Source organism: Paenalcaligenes suwonensis (genome assembly GCF_011290505.1).
Taxonomy (GTDB): domain Bacteria; phylum Pseudomonadota; class Gammaproteobacteria; order Burkholderiales; family Burkholderiaceae_B; genus Paenalcaligenes; species Paenalcaligenes suwonensis.
In genome coordinates, this window is sequence record NZ_JAANPV010000001.1 from 609,884 (window position 1) to 625,807 (window position 15,924).

At 50.9% G+C, this 15,924-nt stretch carries 14 protein-coding genes; 6 read left to right on the forward strand and 8 right to left on the reverse strand.

Features of this window, described 5'->3' with window-relative positions:
• Positions 1–28: 28 nt before the first annotated feature.
• From GY634_RS02865 to GY634_RS02890, 6 genes are all read right to left on the reverse strand, one after another.
• Complete coding sequence (locus tag GY634_RS02865) at positions 29–709, reverse strand: protein-L-isoaspartate O-methyltransferase family protein (RefSeq protein WP_166407047.1); 681 nt, start codon at positions 707–709, stop codon at positions 29–31.
• A gap of 104 nt (positions 710–813) precedes the next feature.
• Positions 814–1,515, reverse strand: a complete 702-nt coding sequence (locus GY634_RS02870) for a 5'-methylthioadenosine/adenosylhomocysteine nucleosidase (protein WP_166407048.1) — start codon at positions 1,513–1,515, stop codon at positions 814–816.
• A gap of 26 nt (positions 1,516–1,541) precedes the next feature.
• Positions 1,542–2,366 (reverse strand): bifunctional hydroxymethylpyrimidine kinase/phosphomethylpyrimidine kinase, encoded by an 825-nt coding sequence (gene thiD / locus GY634_RS02875; protein ID WP_166407049.1) that lies wholly within the window; start codon positions 2,364–2,366, stop codon positions 1,542–1,544.
• A gap of 5 nt (positions 2,367–2,371) precedes the next feature.
• Entirely contained in the window at positions 2,372–3,181 is an 810-nt protein-coding gene (locus GY634_RS02880) for a thiazole synthase (RefSeq protein WP_166407050.1), read from the reverse strand.
• A gap of 74 nt (positions 3,182–3,255) precedes the next feature.
• Complete coding sequence (locus GY634_RS02885) at positions 3,256–4,209, reverse strand: ABC transporter substrate-binding protein (protein WP_166407051.1); 954 nt, start codon at positions 4,207–4,209, stop codon at positions 3,256–3,258.
• A gap of 56 nt (positions 4,210–4,265) precedes the next feature.
• Positions 4,266–6,113: a TonB-dependent receptor domain-containing protein gene (locus GY634_RS02890; RefSeq protein WP_166407052.1), complete on the reverse strand. Its 1,848-nt coding sequence runs from the start codon at positions 6,111–6,113 to the stop codon at positions 4,266–4,268.
• Positions 6,114–6,481: 368 nt separating this feature from the next.
• On the opposite strand from GY634_RS02890, the gene metH reads away from it, so the two are divergent.
• Positions 6,482–10,258 carry a methionine synthase gene (gene metH, locus GY634_RS02895; protein WP_166407150.1) on the forward strand — a complete coding sequence of 1,259 codons (3,777 nt, stop codon included), beginning with the start codon at positions 6,482–6,484 and terminating at the stop codon, positions 10,256–10,258.
• A gap of 5 nt (positions 10,259–10,263) precedes the next feature.
• Positions 10,264–11,082, forward strand: a complete 819-nt coding sequence (locus tag GY634_RS02900) for a helix-turn-helix transcriptional regulator (protein ID WP_166407053.1) — start codon at positions 10,264–10,266, stop codon at positions 11,080–11,082.
• Here GY634_RS02900 and GY634_RS02905 read toward each other — a convergent pair whose 3' ends face one another.
• Complete coding sequence (locus GY634_RS02905) at positions 11,083–11,424, reverse strand: zinc ribbon domain-containing protein YjdM (RefSeq protein WP_166407054.1); 342 nt, start codon at positions 11,422–11,424, stop codon at positions 11,083–11,085. It lies immediately after the preceding gene.
• A gap of 210 nt (positions 11,425–11,634) precedes the next feature.
• Here GY634_RS02905 and GY634_RS02910 point away from each other — a divergent pair, with 210 nt between their 5' ends.
• The 4 genes from GY634_RS02910 to yddG are packed head-to-tail and all read left to right on the forward strand — an operon-like array spanning position 11,635 to position 14,484.
• Positions 11,635–11,826, forward strand: a complete 192-nt coding sequence (locus tag GY634_RS02910) for a DUF3460 family protein (protein ID WP_166407151.1) — start codon at positions 11,635–11,637, stop codon at positions 11,824–11,826.
• Between the two features lie 9 nt (positions 11,827–11,835).
• Positions 11,836–12,714 (forward strand): segregation and condensation protein A, encoded by an 879-nt coding sequence (locus GY634_RS02915; protein WP_166407055.1) that lies wholly within the window; start codon positions 11,836–11,838, stop codon positions 12,712–12,714.
• 25 nt (positions 12,715–12,739) lie between these two features.
• Positions 12,740–13,582, forward strand: coding sequence for a pantoate--beta-alanine ligase (gene panC, locus GY634_RS02920; RefSeq protein WP_166407056.1), 843 nt, complete (start codon positions 12,740–12,742; stop codon positions 13,580–13,582).
• Between the two features lie 17 nt (positions 13,583–13,599).
• The gene (gene yddG, locus GY634_RS02925) at positions 13,600–14,484 is read left to right on the forward strand and encodes an aromatic amino acid DMT transporter YddG (protein WP_166407057.1); all 885 of its coding nucleotides are present in this window, start codon (positions 13,600–13,602) and stop codon (positions 14,482–14,484) included.
• Positions 14,485–14,505: 21 nt separating this feature from the next.
• Here yddG and GY634_RS02930 read toward each other — a convergent pair whose 3' ends face one another.
• Complete coding sequence (locus GY634_RS02930) at positions 14,506–15,780, reverse strand: bifunctional O-acetylhomoserine aminocarboxypropyltransferase/cysteine synthase (protein WP_166407058.1); 1,275 nt, start codon at positions 15,778–15,780, stop codon at positions 14,506–14,508.
• Between the last annotated feature and the right edge of the window lie 144 nt (positions 15,781–15,924).

Here is a 15,924-nt window from a genome sequence, read left to right on the forward strand (position 1 = left end):
GCGCCCTAAAGGGCGACGACGGGAGCGATTAGAATTTGAAATGCGAAATAGCCGTACCATGCAAAGCTTTGATGTTGGTATCAAAAAGAAGTTCCACGTCAAAACTTGCCGCACTGGTGCGCGTGATACGAGTCACGGTCATTACAGGTTGTTGGCCAACGACTGCCACCAGACGGCCACCAATGGCTAGCTGGTATTTCAGAGCATCAGGAATAGTAGGTACAGAGCCAGTCAGCAAAATTGCATCGTATTCTGTGGTACCCCAGCCTGCGTGGGCATCGCCAGTTTCAACGGTAACATTCGTGATTTTGTTACGTTGCAGATTGTTTTTTGCAAAGCCAGCAAGCGTACTGTTGATTTCAATAGAGGTCACTTGCTGGCACAAACAGGCCAACAAAGCGGCTTGGAAACCCGAGCCAGTACCAATTTCAAGTACACCATCAGACGGTTTGAGCTGTAGTTCTTGGGTTAGACGGGCTTCCAAGCTGGGGAACAGCATGGTTTCACCTGTGTCTATACCGTCAACAATCAGTGGCAGTTCGGTATCAGAAAAGGCCGCACCTTCCATTGCTGGAGGTACAAAGCGCTCGCGCTTGACCTTAAGTAGGGCAGCAAGCACGTTATCATCAGACAGATGCCAAGGGCGGATTTGTTGCTCGATCATGTAATAGCGTGCACGTTCGAGCTCAGACAGCGCGTGAATGTTCATAACGTCCAATAAGCGTTTGGTTAGTCGTACAGAAATCTGATTATAGGACAGGATGCCAGATACTGCTTTGTTCAAAAACAGGCATTTCTGTCCAGTTGTTTAATTCATGGGCAAGCAGGAAGCATCTGTTGCAGAAGAATACTCGCATTCTGCACGGCGATGCTCATAAATTGCTCAAAATCCATGTTTGCCCCGTCATTCGCATTGTCTGAAATAGAGCGTATGCAAATAACAGGGACGTTATTCAGGTAACACGCTTGCGCAATACTAGCACTTTCCATCTCGCAGGCTAGTGCATTGAATTGCTGATGTATCCACCGACTTTTTTCAGGGCTGGCAATAAATTGGTCGCCACTGGCAATGCACCCAGTACTGACGTTGTGCGCGGTGATGTGACTAGCCGCTTCTTGTGCCAAACGACGCAGGGTAGGGTCGGTAGGGAAGTACAAGGTATCCATACGGAAGATTTGCCCAGGGGGCAGACCTAACGCAGCAATATCCATATCGTGTTGTACCAAGCAATCGGCGATGACCACGTCACCGGGTGAAATGCCGGGACCTATGCCGCCGGCAATACCGATGTTGATGACGCGGCTTACCGCAAACTCTGAAATCAGAATTTGTGTGCAGGTAGCCGCATTGACTTTGCCCACACCACAAATCACCGCGACCACAGGCTTACCGGCAAAGGTACCTTGATGAAATTGCATGCCAGCACGTTCATGCGTGCTGGCGTGTTCCAAATGTTGCAGGATAATTTCTAACTCTTCCTGCATGGCCACAATAATGGCAGTGCTATGCGTCATAACTACAGTGGTGACTCAGACCAAAATCAAGAATTAACAGGTGGCCACCAGTGGTGGAAGTGATGCACAGGGCCATGGCCCGAACCAATTTGCATTTCATGGGAGCGAGCAATGGCTTTAAACAAGTACTGTTTAGCCAGTTTGGCCGCCTCGACGGCATTAGGCGTTTGCGGCAACAAAGCAGCCAATGCGGCAGACAAGGTGCAGCCTGTGCCATGCGTGTTTTTGGTCTGGATACGCAACGCTGGCATTTCTACCATTTGATCACCGTTAAACAGCAGATCAGGGCAGTCGTCACCGGGAAGATGACCGCCTTTTAGAAATACCCAGCGTTCTTTGCCGTCATCAATCATTCGGTGCAGCTTCTCCGCTACCCCATACATTTCTTTCAGGGTTTCAGCAGGACGAGCTTCCAGCAGTACTCCGGCCTCGGGTAGGTTGGGTGTAATCATGGTGGATTGTGGCAATAGCTGTTCGCGCAGTGCGTTAACAGCGGGTTTTTCCAGCAATAAATTACCGCTTTTAGCCACCATTACAGGGTCTAGCACTAAATATTTAGGCTTCCAGTGTGCCAAACGCTCAGCCACTACCTCGGTGACTTTTTGTTGACCCAACATACCCAGTTTCACCGCATCAATACGTACATCGTCAAACAACGTATCAATTTGCAGGGCTACAAACGCAGGGTCAACGGGCAAGATGCCTGTGACACCTTTGGTGTTTTGAGCAGTTAGCGCGGCAATGACACCATTCGCATAAGCACCAAGTGCGCTCATGGCCTTGACGTCGGCCAATACGCCAGCTCCCCCAGAGGGGTCAACGCCGGCGATGGTCAGAGTACTGGGAATCATAGACTTTACTTAGAACGAGAATGAATCATGCCTTCAACAGGCGAACTAGGATCCGCATCGTAATATTTGCGGGGCACACGGCCAGCAAGGTAGGCATTACGGCCAGCTTGTACGGCCTCTTTCATGGCGACGGCCATGCGAATAGGGTCACGAGCACCAGCAATAGCAGTATTCATCAACACGCCATCGCAGCCCAATTCCATACCAATTGCCGCATCAGATGCTGTACCAACGCCAGCATCTACCAATACGGGCACTGACGATTGGTCAATAATCAGTCGCAAGTTCCATGGGTTAATAATGCCCATGCCGGAGCCAATCAGTGAGGCCAATGGCATGATGGCTACACAACCAATGTCTTCCAGCATTTTGCACTGTATAGGGTCGTCAGAGCAGTACACCATCACATCAAAACCTTCGCTTACCAGTGTTTTGGCAGCGATCAGGGTTTCAGGCATGTTGGGGAACAGGTTCTGCGCGCTGCCCAATACTTCCAGTTTGACCAGTGAGTGGCCATCCAGCAGTTCGCGAGCCAAGCGCAATGTACGCACGGCATCGTCAGCAGTAAAGCAGCCGGCGGTGTTAGGCAAAATGGTGTAGCGTGAAGGGGGGACGTAGTCTAATAAGCTAGGGGTGCTAGCATCTTGACCAATATTGGTACGGCGGATGGCGACGGTCACAATTTCTGTACCACTAGCCTCAATCGCTAACTTGGTCTCTTCGAAATCCTTGTATTTCCCTGTGCCTACTAGCAGGCGGGACTGATAGGATTTACCAGCAATAACAAAGGGGTCGGCAGGAGTAGTAATGCTCATGGTGGTGATGCTCTAGTGGTATGACAGAAATGCTAGGGTTAACCGTAGCGTCAAAACCTTAAAGGATAATGCATTTAGCGGGGTTTGGCAGGGCTTTTACCATGCTGCGTCGCAGCATGTTGGGCGGCACGTGCTTGATCCACATACGAGCACAGTTGCTCGGTGGCATCAATTAAGCGTGGCCCCGGTCTATAAAGCAGATCGGGTGAAATGCCAAAAAACCGTCCCTCTACCGCGGCAGGAAGTTGGTGTTGTTGCCAATAGCGTAGCCGTTCTTGCTGCGTCAATACAGAGGGCTGGGACACAATCACCACATGTGGATTACGTCGTAGTAATTCCTCGGGCAACACTTGTGGAGCCGCGACAGTGCTGTGTGCGTAGCTGTTTTGGGCATTGCAGGTGGTCAGTACATCAGCAATTAATGGGTCGTTGCCAATGGTGTAGATGGGGTCGTGTCCCAGCTCTAAATACACGGATACAGCCGGGCCGTCATGCAATGCGGCGCTGGCAAGGGCATCTAAGCGGTCGTCCAGTTGTTGTGCAACGGGGCAAGCTACATCACGAGTATTAAATAACCACCCCAATCGGCGTATTTCTTGGGGAATGTCGCGCAGACTGTTAGGGCGTGAATACAGTAAAGGAATTCCCAAGCGTTCTAGCGTAGGCTGCATAGAAACCAGGGTGCTACCCGGCAACCATGCAAAAATGGCGTCAGGGTGTAGTTCTAGCAGGCGTTCGGGATGCAGGGTGATGCCATCACCAATGCGGGGAAGTTCAGTGGCTGCTTTGGGGTAATCACTGCTACTGACCGTAGCAATAATTGCGTCTCCAGCTCCTGCCGCATACAACAATTCGGTTAGGTGGGGAGCTAGGCTTATTGCGCGCTGAAAGGAAGGTGAGGGCAGAGTGCTTGTGCAGGGATTGCTAGGAATGCTAAATGCTTCCTGTGCAGGCGCTGGGTGCGCCAGTACGGCAACGGGTAGTAAGGCCGTAAGTAGACCTACTACTATGTTGTGCAGGTTGCCCATAAGCACTGCTCCCTAGAAGAGCCTCTGCCTGCCCTAGGCAGGCAGAGGAAATAGGCTTACATGCGCCAGGTTAGGTTTACAAAGACGTTAGAGCCTGGGGTGTTATAGCCGTATACGTATTCATAGCGTTTATTGAATACGTTATCCCATCGTACTGAAGCTGTTACTGTCTTGTTGAATGCATAGTGTGCCGTTAGGTTCACCAAGCTGAAACCACCTAATGTAACGTTTTCGTTTGTATTGAAATTAGTGTCTTGGCGCTTGGCTGTCCACATGTATTCAGCGCCAACTTGCATGGCGTTGTAGTTGTACTGGGCACCCAATCTGTAGACTTGCGCTGCGCGACGTGTCAGGCGTTGACCGGTTTCTTGGTTGCGAGGGTTGGTTAAATCCGCACTACCCCAAATGCTCAGATCATCCAGTACTTGTTGATCAAACATCAACGAGTAACCTTTGATTTTGGCGCGGTTGGTGTTGTAGTACTCACCATTCTGGCTGCTATTAGCGCGCCAATTAATCAGGTTTTTGATGCGGTTTTGATAGGCCACTAACTTTACCGAACCGGTATCGTGGGTGTAGGCAATGCGTGCTTCTACGTTCTTGGACGTTTCTGGCGATACGGTTGCAATGTTGGCGTTTTGGTTGACGTAATCTTCGTACAAGGTAGGCATTTTGAAGCCTGTGTTGTAGGAAGCACCCACCGTCCAGCGGTTAGTGATGTCGAAGTCATAAGCAACGGCACCTGTGGTGCGGCTAGTGTGTCCCGCAATACGGTCATGACGTAGGCTAGCTTGTGCGTGGTGGCGGCCATAGTTCAGGCTGTAAATAAGAGCGCCTGCATTGCTATGGCGTTTAGCGCTTAAGTTGCTAAAACCAGCTTGTTTGCCGCGTTCGTCATTATGTTCCAACAAGGCTGTCACCGTTTGGTATTGGCCTAGGGTGACATCGTTTTGCCAAGCGTAGTTACGCAGCGTGGTTTGGTAAGACGAACTTTCTACATTAAAGCTGTTGTAGCCTTGGCGAGTTTCGCGTGTTTCATTCACGCTTAGCTTGCTGGTCCAGTTACTGAAGAATTTATTGGTAGAGCTAATACCGTAGGCTTGTTGGCGTGTGGCGCTGCTTTCTTGGCCGGTGTACCCCGTGAATTCGCCGTTGATGTACGACGAGAATAGGTGGGCATCTACACGGTGCTGGTCAGAAAATGCGTAACCCACATTGGCTTTCACGCTATTGCTTTCATAGCCATCGGCACGTTGCGAAGCACCTACGTCAGAATGTGCGTTGGTCGATCTAAAGCCATCGCTGTTGGCTAAGGAGCCAATCAGGTTGTACGAGAAGCCATTTGTTTGGCCTGACACACCTACGCTGCTTTTGAAAAGGCTGTGTGTGCCCACACCCATTTCACCCCAGAACGCCATGGGCGTATCGGTTTGCCCTGTTTTGGTGATGATGTTGATCACCCCACCAATGGCTTCTGAGCCATACAGGCTGCTACCTGCCCCGCGCAAGATTTCGATGCGCTCAATTTGGGCGGTGTTCAGTGCGCTGAAGTTAACGCTATTAGAAATACTGCTGTTGATGCGCACGCCATCAATTAATACCAATACGTGGCGGCTTTCTGTGCCACGCATAAAAATCGACGTAGGGGTCTGAGGGCCACCGTTAGTGCTAATTTGAATACCGTGTTCGCGGGACAGCAGTTCGGCCACACTGCTTTGACCTGCTTTTTCCAAGGTTGCGCGGTCAATCACGCTGACGTCACCCACTACCTCGCTTTCCAGCTGCGCTACACGGCTAGCTGTGACGACAATGTTGTCTAGTTCAGATACGGGTTGGGGGGATTGTGCGGCAGCACTTAACGGAAAAATACAGGCCAGCAACGCAGCCAAGTGAGTTGTTTTCATGACGAATCCTGTTTGGTGCGCGACCCCGCACACCACAATAAAAATGGGCTAGATCTTAGAGGAAAAGGCTAGCTATATACGGTCAGGTATATCAGGGCTCGGTATCGGGCTGGCATGCGGGGCATGAGTACCGTTGCGGGGGCAGCGCTGTTTGACCTAAAGCGTAGGGTCAGGCTTCCCGATGAGCAGTGTGGTTTTCTGCTCAGCTACATAAGAAAAGGGAGTCTTAGTATGTACCTTGATATGCAAAGGGAATTTAGCATAGCAGCCATGGGGGGGTACAATACATCTCTTTGGTTGTGGTGTAAGCGAGTCGTTTTTGCTCCACGACGCAGTGCTTGACGATTTTCAGGATTTTGCTCGTGACCGTGTCATATCCCACTATTCCTTATCCCTTGTCTTCCTACACCCGTGGTGGGGAATTTGTGCAGCTTTTGGCTGAGCGCATTGTAATTTTGGACGGTGCCATGGGCACCATGATCCAGCAATATAAGCTCAGCGAAGCCGATTTTCGTGGCGAGCGTTTTAAAGACCATCGCAAGGACGTGCGTGGTGACAACGAACTGCTGTCGTTGGTACGCCCTGACATTATCGAAGCTATACACAGGCAGTATCTGGATGCGGGTGCCGATGTAATCTGTACCAATACCTTTGGGGCGACAGAAGTAGCGCAGGGCGACTACGAACTGCACGGTATTTCCTACGAGCTAAACCTGGCATCGGCCAAAATCGCGCGCAAAGTCTGTGATGAGTTCATTGCCAACGGCCAGCGTCGCTATGTGGCTGGGGTGCTGGGGCCACAACCTAAAACGGCCTCTATTTCGCCAGATGTGAACGATCCGTCTGTGCGTAACATTACCTTTGAAGAGCTGCGCGATGCTTACACCGAGCAGTTAAACGGTTTGATTGATGGCGGCGCAGATATCCTGCTGATTGAAACCATCTTCGATACCTTAAATGCTAAAGCCGCTATTTTTGCGGTGGAGTCGGTGTTTGATGCGCGAAATATTCGTTTGCCAGTCATGGTGTCCGGCACGGTTACCGATGCATCTGGCCGTATTTTGTCGGGTCAAACGGTAGAAGCTTTCTGGAACTCGGTGCGCCATGCTAAGCCCGTTACCATTGGGTTGAACTGTGCGCTGGGTGCGGCATTGATGCGCCCCTATATCGCTGAGCTGTCCAAAATTTGCGATACCTACATCTGTGTGTACCCCAACGCTGGTTTGCCAAACCCCATGGCAGAAACTGGCTTTGATGAAACCCCTAAAGACACGTCTGGCTTATTGCATGAGTTTGCTGAAGCAGGCTTGGTCAATATGGTGGGCGGCTGCTGTGGTACCACGCCAGACCATATTCGTGCCATTGTGCAGCAAGTACAAAACTTGCCACGCCGCCATGTGCCTGAAATCCCTGTACGTACGCGTTTGTCAGGTTTGGAAGCACTGAACTTTGATGAGCAAAGCTTGTTTATCAACGTGGGTGAACGTACTAACGTCACAGGTAGTAAGGCCTTCTTGCGCCTTATTCGTGAAGAGCGTTTTGAAGAGGCTTTATCGGTAGCACGTCAGCAGGTAGAAAATGGCGCGCAGATCATCGATATCAATATGGATGAAGCGATGTTGGACTCCGTTGCCAACATGCGTAAATTCTTGAATTTGATTGCTTCTGAACCCGATATTTCTCGTGTTCCCATCATGGTGGATAGTTCCAAGTGGGAAGTGATAGAAACGGGGTTACGTTGCATTCAGGGTAAAGCGGTGGTGAACTCCATTTCGCTAAAAGAAGGGGAGGAGTCCTTCTTGGCCCATGCCCGTTTGTGCCGTAAATACGGTGCGGCTGCCGTGGTGATGGCTTTTGACGAGCAAGGGCAGGCCGACAGCTTAGAGCGACGCAAAGAGATCTGCGCACGTGCCTATTGGCTGCTGGTGAAGGAAGTAGGCTTCCCACCTGAAGACATTATTTTTGACCCCAACGTTTTTGCCGTTGCTACCGGTATTGATGAGCACAATAACTACGCGCGAGACTTTATTGAAGGCGTGAAGTGGATTCGTCAGAATCTGCCTCATGCTCGCATGTCTGGCGGTATTTCTAACGTGAGCTTTTCGTTCCGTGGCAACGAAGCCATGCGTGAGGCCATTCACACCGTATTCCTGTACTACAGCATCCGCGAGGGGCTGACCATGGGGATTGTGAATGCAGGCCAGTTAGGCGTGTATGCCGATTTGGATGAAAAAGTACGCAATATGGTGGAAGACGTCATATTGAACCGTGCTGATCCCGTAGCAAAAGAAGGTCCTAACGATGAGCGTAGTTCTACGGAGCGGTTGGTAGAACTCGCCGAAAATATTAAAGGCTCTGGCGCTAAGCGTGAAGAAGACCTGACATGGCGCGAGCAGCCGGTACGTGCGCGTTTGGTACATGCGCTGGTCAACGGCATTACGAGCTTTATCGTTGAAGATACAGAAGAAGTACGCCAAGAAATTGCCAGCGCGGGTGGCCGACCGATTGAGGTGATTGAAGGCCCACTCATGGACGGCATGAACGTAGTGGGTGACCTGTTTGGTGAAGGCAAAATGTTCTTGCCGCAGGTGGTGAAATCGGCCCGCGTGATGAAGCAGGCCGTCTCGCATTTGGTGCCGTTTATCGAAGAAGAAAAACGTCAGATTGCGTTGGCGGGTGGCGATGTACGCTCTAAAGGCAAGATCGTGATGGCTACCGTGAAAGGCGATGTGCACGATATTGGTAAAAACATTGTGACTGTGGTGCTGCAATGTAATAACTTCGAAGTGGAAAACATGGGTGTGATGGTGCCGTGTGCCCAGATACTCGCTAAAGCCAAAGAAGTGAACGCCGATATGGTGGGCTTGTCTGGGCTGATTACCCCCAGCCTGGAAGAAATGGCCTATGTGGCGTCCGAGATGCAACGCGACCCGTACTTCCGCGATAGAAAAATCCCTCTGTTAATTGGTGGTGCGACCACTAGCCGTGTGCACACAGCAGTCAAAATTGCGCCGTACTACGATGGCCCGGTCATTTATGTGCCAGATGCCAGTCGTTCTGTGGGTGTGGCGACTAACTTAATGTCTGATAGCCGTGATGCGTATTTACAGGAAGTTGCGGATGAGTACGAGTTAGTGCGTACACGCCATGCCAATCGCAAAGAGACACCGTTAATTAGCTTGGCGGAAGCGCGTGCTGATGCGCCACCTATAGATTGGGCCAACTACACCCCGCCGCGTCCTAAGTTCATTGGCCGTCGTACCTTTATTAATTACGACTTGGCTGAAATCGCTCGCTTTATAGACTGGACGCCTTTCTTCCAGACATGGAGCTTATTCGGGCGTTTCCCCCGTATTTTGGAAGACGATGTGGTGGGTGAGCAAGCTAAACAGTTGTACGCCGAAGGTCAGGCCATGTTGAAAAAAATCATTGATGGCCGTTGGTTGCAAGCCAATGGTGTAGTGGCTTTCTACCCAGCAAATAGTGTGAACGGTGATGACATCGAGGTGTATAGCGACGAAACGCGTTCCGAAGTGCTGTTCACATGGCGTAACTTGCGTCAGCAAACAGTGAAACGTGCTGGTGTGCACAGTAAGTGTTTGGCCGATTACATTGCGCCTAAAGAAAGTGGGGTAATGGACTATATAGGGCTGTTTGCGGTGACGGGTGGCTTGGGCATAGAAAAACATTCAGAGCGCTTCCAAGCCGAAGGTGACGATTACTCCGACATCATGCTTAAAGCCTTGGCTGACCGTTTTGCTGAAGGTTTTGCCGAGTGTTTACATGCGCGAATACGTACGGATCTATGGGGCTATGTGTCTGAAGAAGATTTGGATAACGAAGCCTTAATTGACGAACGTTACCAAGGCATTAGACCCGCGCCGGGTTACCCATCTTGCCCAGAACATGTGGTGAAAGCGGATATGAATAGGGTGATGCAGTGGGAAGACATCAACATGCAACTCACAGAAAGCTTGGCGATGTACCCGGCTTCTAGCGTGTCGGGCTTCTACTTTAGCCATCCAGATTCCCAGTATTTCAACGTAGGTAACATCGGCGAAGACCAGTTGCAAGACTATATAGATCGTTCAGGCAGAGACGAGGACGATGTACGCCGGTCGTTGGCCTCGGTATTGCGTGGGTAAGCACTATGGGACGCACTGAAATCGTAGTGTCCTCTGATCATGCGGCATCCACTCGACGTAAGGCGTTGGGTGAGTTCTTACGTAGTGTGCGCGAGCGCACGCGGCCTGAAGCCTTAGGGCTACCCGCAGGCAGTAGGCGACGTACTCCAGGCTTACGCCGCGAAGAGGTTGCACAACTGTGTGATATCAGCGTGACGTGGTACACCTGGATGGAGCAGGGGCGAGAAATCGCCATTTCTCCTACTGTGTGTGCCCGTTTAGCCGGTGAACTGAGGTTGGGACGTGCCGAGCGCCAGTATTTGTTTGAGCTAGCTGAGTGTGCCGATCCTGAGCATGGTGAACTACTGTCGCAGTTGCCTGATGGCTTAGAGGATTGCGTACGCAGTATTGCCGCACCGGCGTATATTTTGGATAGATGTTGGAACGTGCTGGCGCGTAACGAGGCGTTATTGCGTTTGTTTGATGGGTGGCCCGATCGAAACCCTGTTCCTAATTTATTGCACTATATTTTCCTAGACCCAGCTGCCCGCAGCTTGGTAGTGGACTGGGAACAGCGTGCCACGCGTGTGGTCAGTGAATTTAGGGGGGATGTGGGGGCGCATGTGGACGAACCAGAGTTACATGCGCTACTGCAATCGCTATTGTCTACCAGCCCCGTTTTTGCGCAATGGTGGGGCAGGCAGACCGTAGTAGAGCGCGAGGGCGGTTTGCGCAGTTTCTCCCATCCAGAAGATGGCATCCTGCATTTCAGGCAATACACCTTCAGGCTGGCCATACGGCCAGACTGTAAGTTGGTGATGCTGATCCCTCAAAAAGACGAGTAATTACGCTTTTTTCAAGAATTCCGCTTTAAGTTCGTAGCTGACGCCATCGATCTTACAGCTGACCTCGTGATCACCAGGCACGATACGTATACCGCGCGCTTTAGCGCCTTTTTTCAATGTGGTAGAAGAACCTTTTACTTTAAGGTCTTTAATCAGGTGTACATCGTCACCGTCTTGCAGTGGCGTGCCGTGCGCATCTTTGATTTGGCGCTCGTCGGATTCGGCGGCGTTCTCTTCAGCATGAATGGACCACTCATGCGCGCACTCAGGGCAAACGTAGAACTCACCATCCTGATAGGTGTGTTCGCCAGAGCAAGATGGGCAAGAAGAGGGTTGTGTCATGAAAACTCCAGTCTACGAGAATTAAGCATTAGTTCTATAATTTTGACAGCAGATGTTAGCATAAAGCGGTTTTTGACTGATTTGTGCCAAAAAAGGCAGTGCGTAGAAACACGTAACTGTAGCCGGGTTTACACGGCGTGCTCTGTTTATGGGCGGGTTTGCAGTAAACTCGAGTTTTGGTGAATGCAATTTGTTAAGTGTGCGGTGAATATGGCCAAGAATTACGAATCTGAAATTACACAGTTCCTGAAAGGCTTCAAACAGGAAAATCCAGAAACCGACAACCGTCAACGCGAAGGCCGCGGTAGATTGTGGGATAAACAACTGGATGCCGAGCTGCAAGAAGGCTACCGTGCCGGTCGTGTGGCGCAGCCAGCCTATGTGTACTACTCCAACGACTAATATCGTGTAATGGCTGAGCAAGCCACTTCACAAGTCACATCAAACGATGGGGGGGCGGTTGCCCCTTCGTTACTTGATGCGGAGATTTTTGCGCGTTTGTATGGGGAACCGTTATTTAAGGTTCCCCAGGATCTTTATATCCCGCCCGATGCGTTAAAAGTGTTTCTAGAGGCCTTCGAGGGGCCGCTGGATCTGTTGCTGTACCTGATTCGCAAACAGAACTTCAACGTGCTAGATATCCCCATGGCGCAGGTGACCAATCAGTACCTTGCCTATGTAGAGGAAATTCGCCGCAGTAACTTAGAACTAGCGGGCGAATATCTGCTGATGGCAGCCTTGCTGATAGAGATTAAGTCTCGTATGTTGCTGCCGGTGAAAAAAGCCGACTCTGACGAAGAAGTAGAAGATCCACGGGCGGAGCTCGTACGGCGTCTACTGGAATACGAACGCATGAAAATGGCAGCGCAGAAACTTGATGCGTTGCCACAGTTGGGCCGCGACTTTGAGCAGGCCCACGCACACTTGGATCTGCATGTAGAGCAGGTGCTGCCGGACATTAGTCCCGAGGATCTTAAAGATGCTTGGCGTGACATTATGCGTAGGGCGCAATTAAACCGCAGCCATACCATTACTCGTGAGCAGCTTTCTGTACGCGATCACATGAGTCAAATATTGCGCCGCTTAAATGATGCGCAGTTTTTAGAGTTTACGGCCCTATTCATAGAGCGTATCGAGGACGGCGATGCTGTGCCTGTTCTTGTCGTGCATTTTCTAGCGATGTTAGAGCTGGTGCGCGAGTCGCTGGTGGAAGTAACTCAAACCGAACCTTATGCCCCCATTTATGTGCGCCTAGCCTTTGTGCGTACCGAGGGCTCTTCTATTCAATAATGCCGTTCTGGTATTGGAGTTTTCAGTGAAAGTTGTACACACCATTCAGGAGCTACGCGACCATCTGCAGGGGCAGACTCGGGTTGCATTTGTGCCGACTATGGGCAACCTGCATGAGGGGCATTTGGCGTTGATGCGGTTGGCGCGTCAGCACGGTGATCCTGTGGTGGCCAGTATTTTTGTTAACCCGTTGCAGTTTGGTCCTAACGAAGATTTCAATCAGTACCCACGTACGTTGCAGCAAGATATAGACAAACTTGAAGCGGCGCGGGATGTGTACGTGCTGTTTGCACCGTCGGAAAAAGAAATGTATCCAGAGCCGCAAAGCTTCCGTATTGATACGCCTAAAGGGTTGGGCGATATCTTGGAAGGTGAGTGCCGCCCAGGTTTCTTTGAGGGCGTTAGTACCGTGGTGATGAAGTTGTTCTCCTGCGTACAGCCACGCGTAGCGGTGTTCGGGAAAAAAGATTATCAGCAGTTGATGGTAGTGCGCAGCATGTGCCGCCAATTCCAATTGCCCGTTGAAGTGATGGCGCATGAAACAGTACGTGAAGAAAGCGGTTTGGCGTTGTCGTCGCGTAACCGTTACTTAAGCGAACAAGAAAAAGCGAAAGCCCCTCAGCTGTATGCCTGTTTACAAGCTGTGCGTGCACAAATCCAAGCGGGTTGTACCGATGTGGCCCAAATTGAGCACGATGCCGCACAGCGTTTGGCGTTGGAAGGCTGGGATGTGGATTACCTTACGTTGCGCCGTCAACGTGATTTGCTCACGCCTGAATCCGACGAGATTAAAGCAGGTGAAGCATTGGTAGCGTTAGGCGCCGCCAAACTGGGTAGCACACGACTGATCGATAACTTGGAAATCTAACAGGGCAGGCCTTAGGTATGCCCTCAGCCAAGAACGCTACGCTTATAGGTTTGCTTGCCGTCGTGTTATGGAGCCTGATTGTGGGCTTAATACGCGGGGTAAGCGAAAGCTTTGGTGCAGTAGGCGGCGCTGCATTGATTTACAGCGTGGCGTCGTTGATTTTGTGGGCAACGGTAGGCTTTCCTAAGGTACGCGAATTCCCGCGCCGCTATTTGGTATGGGGCAGCCTGCTGTTTGTGCTGTACGAGCTGTGCTTGGCCTTATCCATTGGTTATGCCAGTCATTCTAGGCAGGCTATAGAAGTAGGGATGGTGAACTACCTATGGCCTACGCTGACTATTGTTTTCGCTATTGTTTTCAATAAACAAAAAACCTCATGGTGGATTGCGCCAGGTTTTGTGTTGTCTATGCTAGGCGTGGTGTGGGTGCTGGGCTCTGATCAAGGTATAGACCTACCCGGTATGGTGCGCAATATCCAAGATAACCCGCTTAGCTATGGGTTAGCGTTGCTAGGCGCATTGATCTGGGCTGCCTATTGCACGGTCACTACACGTATTGCCCAAGGTAAAAATGGGATTACGCTGTTTTTCATGTTGGTGGCAGTGGCACTATGGGGCATGTATTTTTCTGGCGAACAGCCAGCCATGCAGTTTAGCGTAGGCTCATTGGTGTATTTACTACTGGCCGCCATAGCGATGGGCTTTGGTTATGCAGCGTGGAATGTGGGGATTTTGTACGGAAATGTGACACTGCTTGCTGGTGCGTCGTACTTTATTCCGGTGTTTTCGGCAGCGTTTGCTGCATTGCTGTTGCGTACACCGTTGTCATGGTCGTTTTGGCAAGGTGCTGCAATGGTATGTGTGGGGTCGGTATTGTGTTGGCAGGCTACCCGTCAGAGGTAGCCTTCGCCAACAAACGCTCGCTTACTTAGCCGCGTCCAATGCTTGGCTTAGATCAGCCAAGATGTCATCAATGTGCTCGATCCCGATGGACAAGCGCACCATATCTAAACTTACACCAGCCGTTTCCAACTCTTGCTCGTTTAACTGACGGTGCGTAGTGGTAGCAGGGTGGCAAGCCAGTGATTTGGTGTCACCAATGTTCACCAAGCGAGTGATCAGTTGCAGTGCATCAATAAAGCGTGCGCCTGCTTCGCGGCCACCTTCAATACCAAAACTTAGAATGGCTGCAGGTTTGCCGCCCATGTAGCGTACAGCCAAATCGTGCTCTGAGTGCTCGGGCAGGCCGGCGTAGTTTACCCATTTCACTTGTGGATGTTTTTGCAAGAACTGCGCTGCTTTTAGTGCGTTTTCAGTGTGACGCTCCATACGCAGTGGCAGTGTCTCAATGCCTTGCAGAATCTGGAATGCATTAAAAGGTGACAGTGCTGCGCCTGTGTTACGCAAAGGCACTACACGGCAACGACCGATAAACGCCGCCGCGCCAAAGGCTTCGGTGTATACCACGCCATGGTAGGACGGGTCAGGTGTATTCAGAATAGCAAAACGTTCTTTGTGTTCAGCCCATGGGAATTTACCGGAATCCACAACGGCACCGGCAATGGTAGTACCGTGGCCACCCATGTATTTAGTCAGGGAGTGCACCACAATATCAGCACCGTGTTCAAACGGGCGGCACAGAGCAGGGGAGGCAACGGTGTTATCCACAATCAGTGGTACGCCGTGGCGGTGAGCCAAGTCAGCCAACGCTTGAATATCGACGATGTTTGCACCGGGGTTGCCGATGGTTTCGCAGAACACGGCTTTGGTACGAGCATCAATCAGGGCTTCCAGCTTAGCTAATTCGTTATGCGCAGCAAAACGTACTTCAATGCCTTGACGTGGAAACGTGTGGGCGAACAGGTTGTAGGTGCCGCCATAAAGCTTACTCACCGAAACAATATTGTCACCCGCCTCGGCGATGGTTTGTATAGCATAACTAATGGCGGCCATGCCTGATGCGACGGCCAAAGCTGCTACACCACCTTCCAGTGCCGCAACGCGCTCTTCCAACACCGCATTAGTAGGGTTCATAATGCGGGTATAGATATTACCAGGTACCTTTAGATCGAATAGATCGGCGCCATGTTGTGTATTATCAAAGGCGTAAGAGGTGGTTTGGTAAATAGGTACGGCAACAGCTTTAGTGGTTGGATCAGGGCTGTAACCAGCATGAACGGCAAGTGTTTCCAGTTTCATAATGGGAGCGAGCAAAAGAAGGTAAGTGAAATAATCGCAGGTAATATGTGCATCGTACCGGTGGCTGACTGGCGATAGTTAGACAGAAAGCCGATTTCTATATTTCTTTTGGTAATGTGCAACCAGCGGATACTAGAATTGTAG

What these genes read in the sequence shown, in the direction of transcription:
- GY634_RS02915 (WP_166407055.1), top strand. Translation starts at nt 11,836, where the DNA reads ATGGCTGAGCAAGCCACTTCACAAGTCACATCAAACGATGGGGGGGCG.
- GY634_RS02885 (WP_166407051.1), bottom strand. Translation starts at nt 4,209, where the DNA reads ATGGGCAACCTGCACAACATAGTAGTAGGTCTACTTACGGCCTTACTA.
- GY634_RS02900 (WP_166407053.1), top strand. Translation starts at nt 10,264, where the DNA reads ATGGGACGCACTGAAATCGTAGTGTCCTCTGATCATGCGGCATCCACT.
- GY634_RS02870 (WP_166407048.1), bottom strand. Translation starts at nt 1,515, where the DNA reads ATGACGCATAGCACTGCCATTATTGTGGCCATGCAGGAAGAGTTAGAA.
- thiD (WP_166407049.1), bottom strand. Translation starts at nt 2,366, where the DNA reads ATGATTCCCAGTACTCTGACCATCGCCGGCGTTGACCCCTCTGGGGGA.
- GY634_RS02890 (WP_166407052.1), bottom strand. Translation starts at nt 6,113, where the DNA reads ATGAAAACAACTCACTTGGCTGCGTTGCTGGCCTGTATTTTTCCGTTA.
- GY634_RS02880 (WP_166407050.1), bottom strand. Translation starts at nt 3,181, where the DNA reads ATGAGCATTACTACTCCTGCCGACCCCTTTGTTATTGCTGGTAAATCC.
- GY634_RS02865 (WP_166407047.1), bottom strand. Translation starts at nt 709, where the DNA reads ATGAACATTCACGCGCTGTCTGAGCTCGAACGTGCACGCTATTACATG.
- GY634_RS02930 (WP_166407058.1), bottom strand. Translation starts at nt 15,780, where the DNA reads ATGAAACTGGAAACACTTGCCGTTCATGCTGGTTACAGCCCTGATCCA.
- yddG (WP_166407057.1), top strand. Translation starts at nt 13,600, where the DNA reads ATGCCCTCAGCCAAGAACGCTACGCTTATAGGTTTGCTTGCCGTCGTG.
- GY634_RS02905 (WP_166407054.1), bottom strand. Translation starts at nt 11,424, where the DNA reads ATGACACAACCCTCTTCTTGCCCATCTTGCTCTGGCGAACACACCTAT.
- GY634_RS02910 (WP_166407151.1), top strand. Translation starts at nt 11,635, where the DNA reads ATGGCCAAGAATTACGAATCTGAAATTACACAGTTCCTGAAAGGCTTC.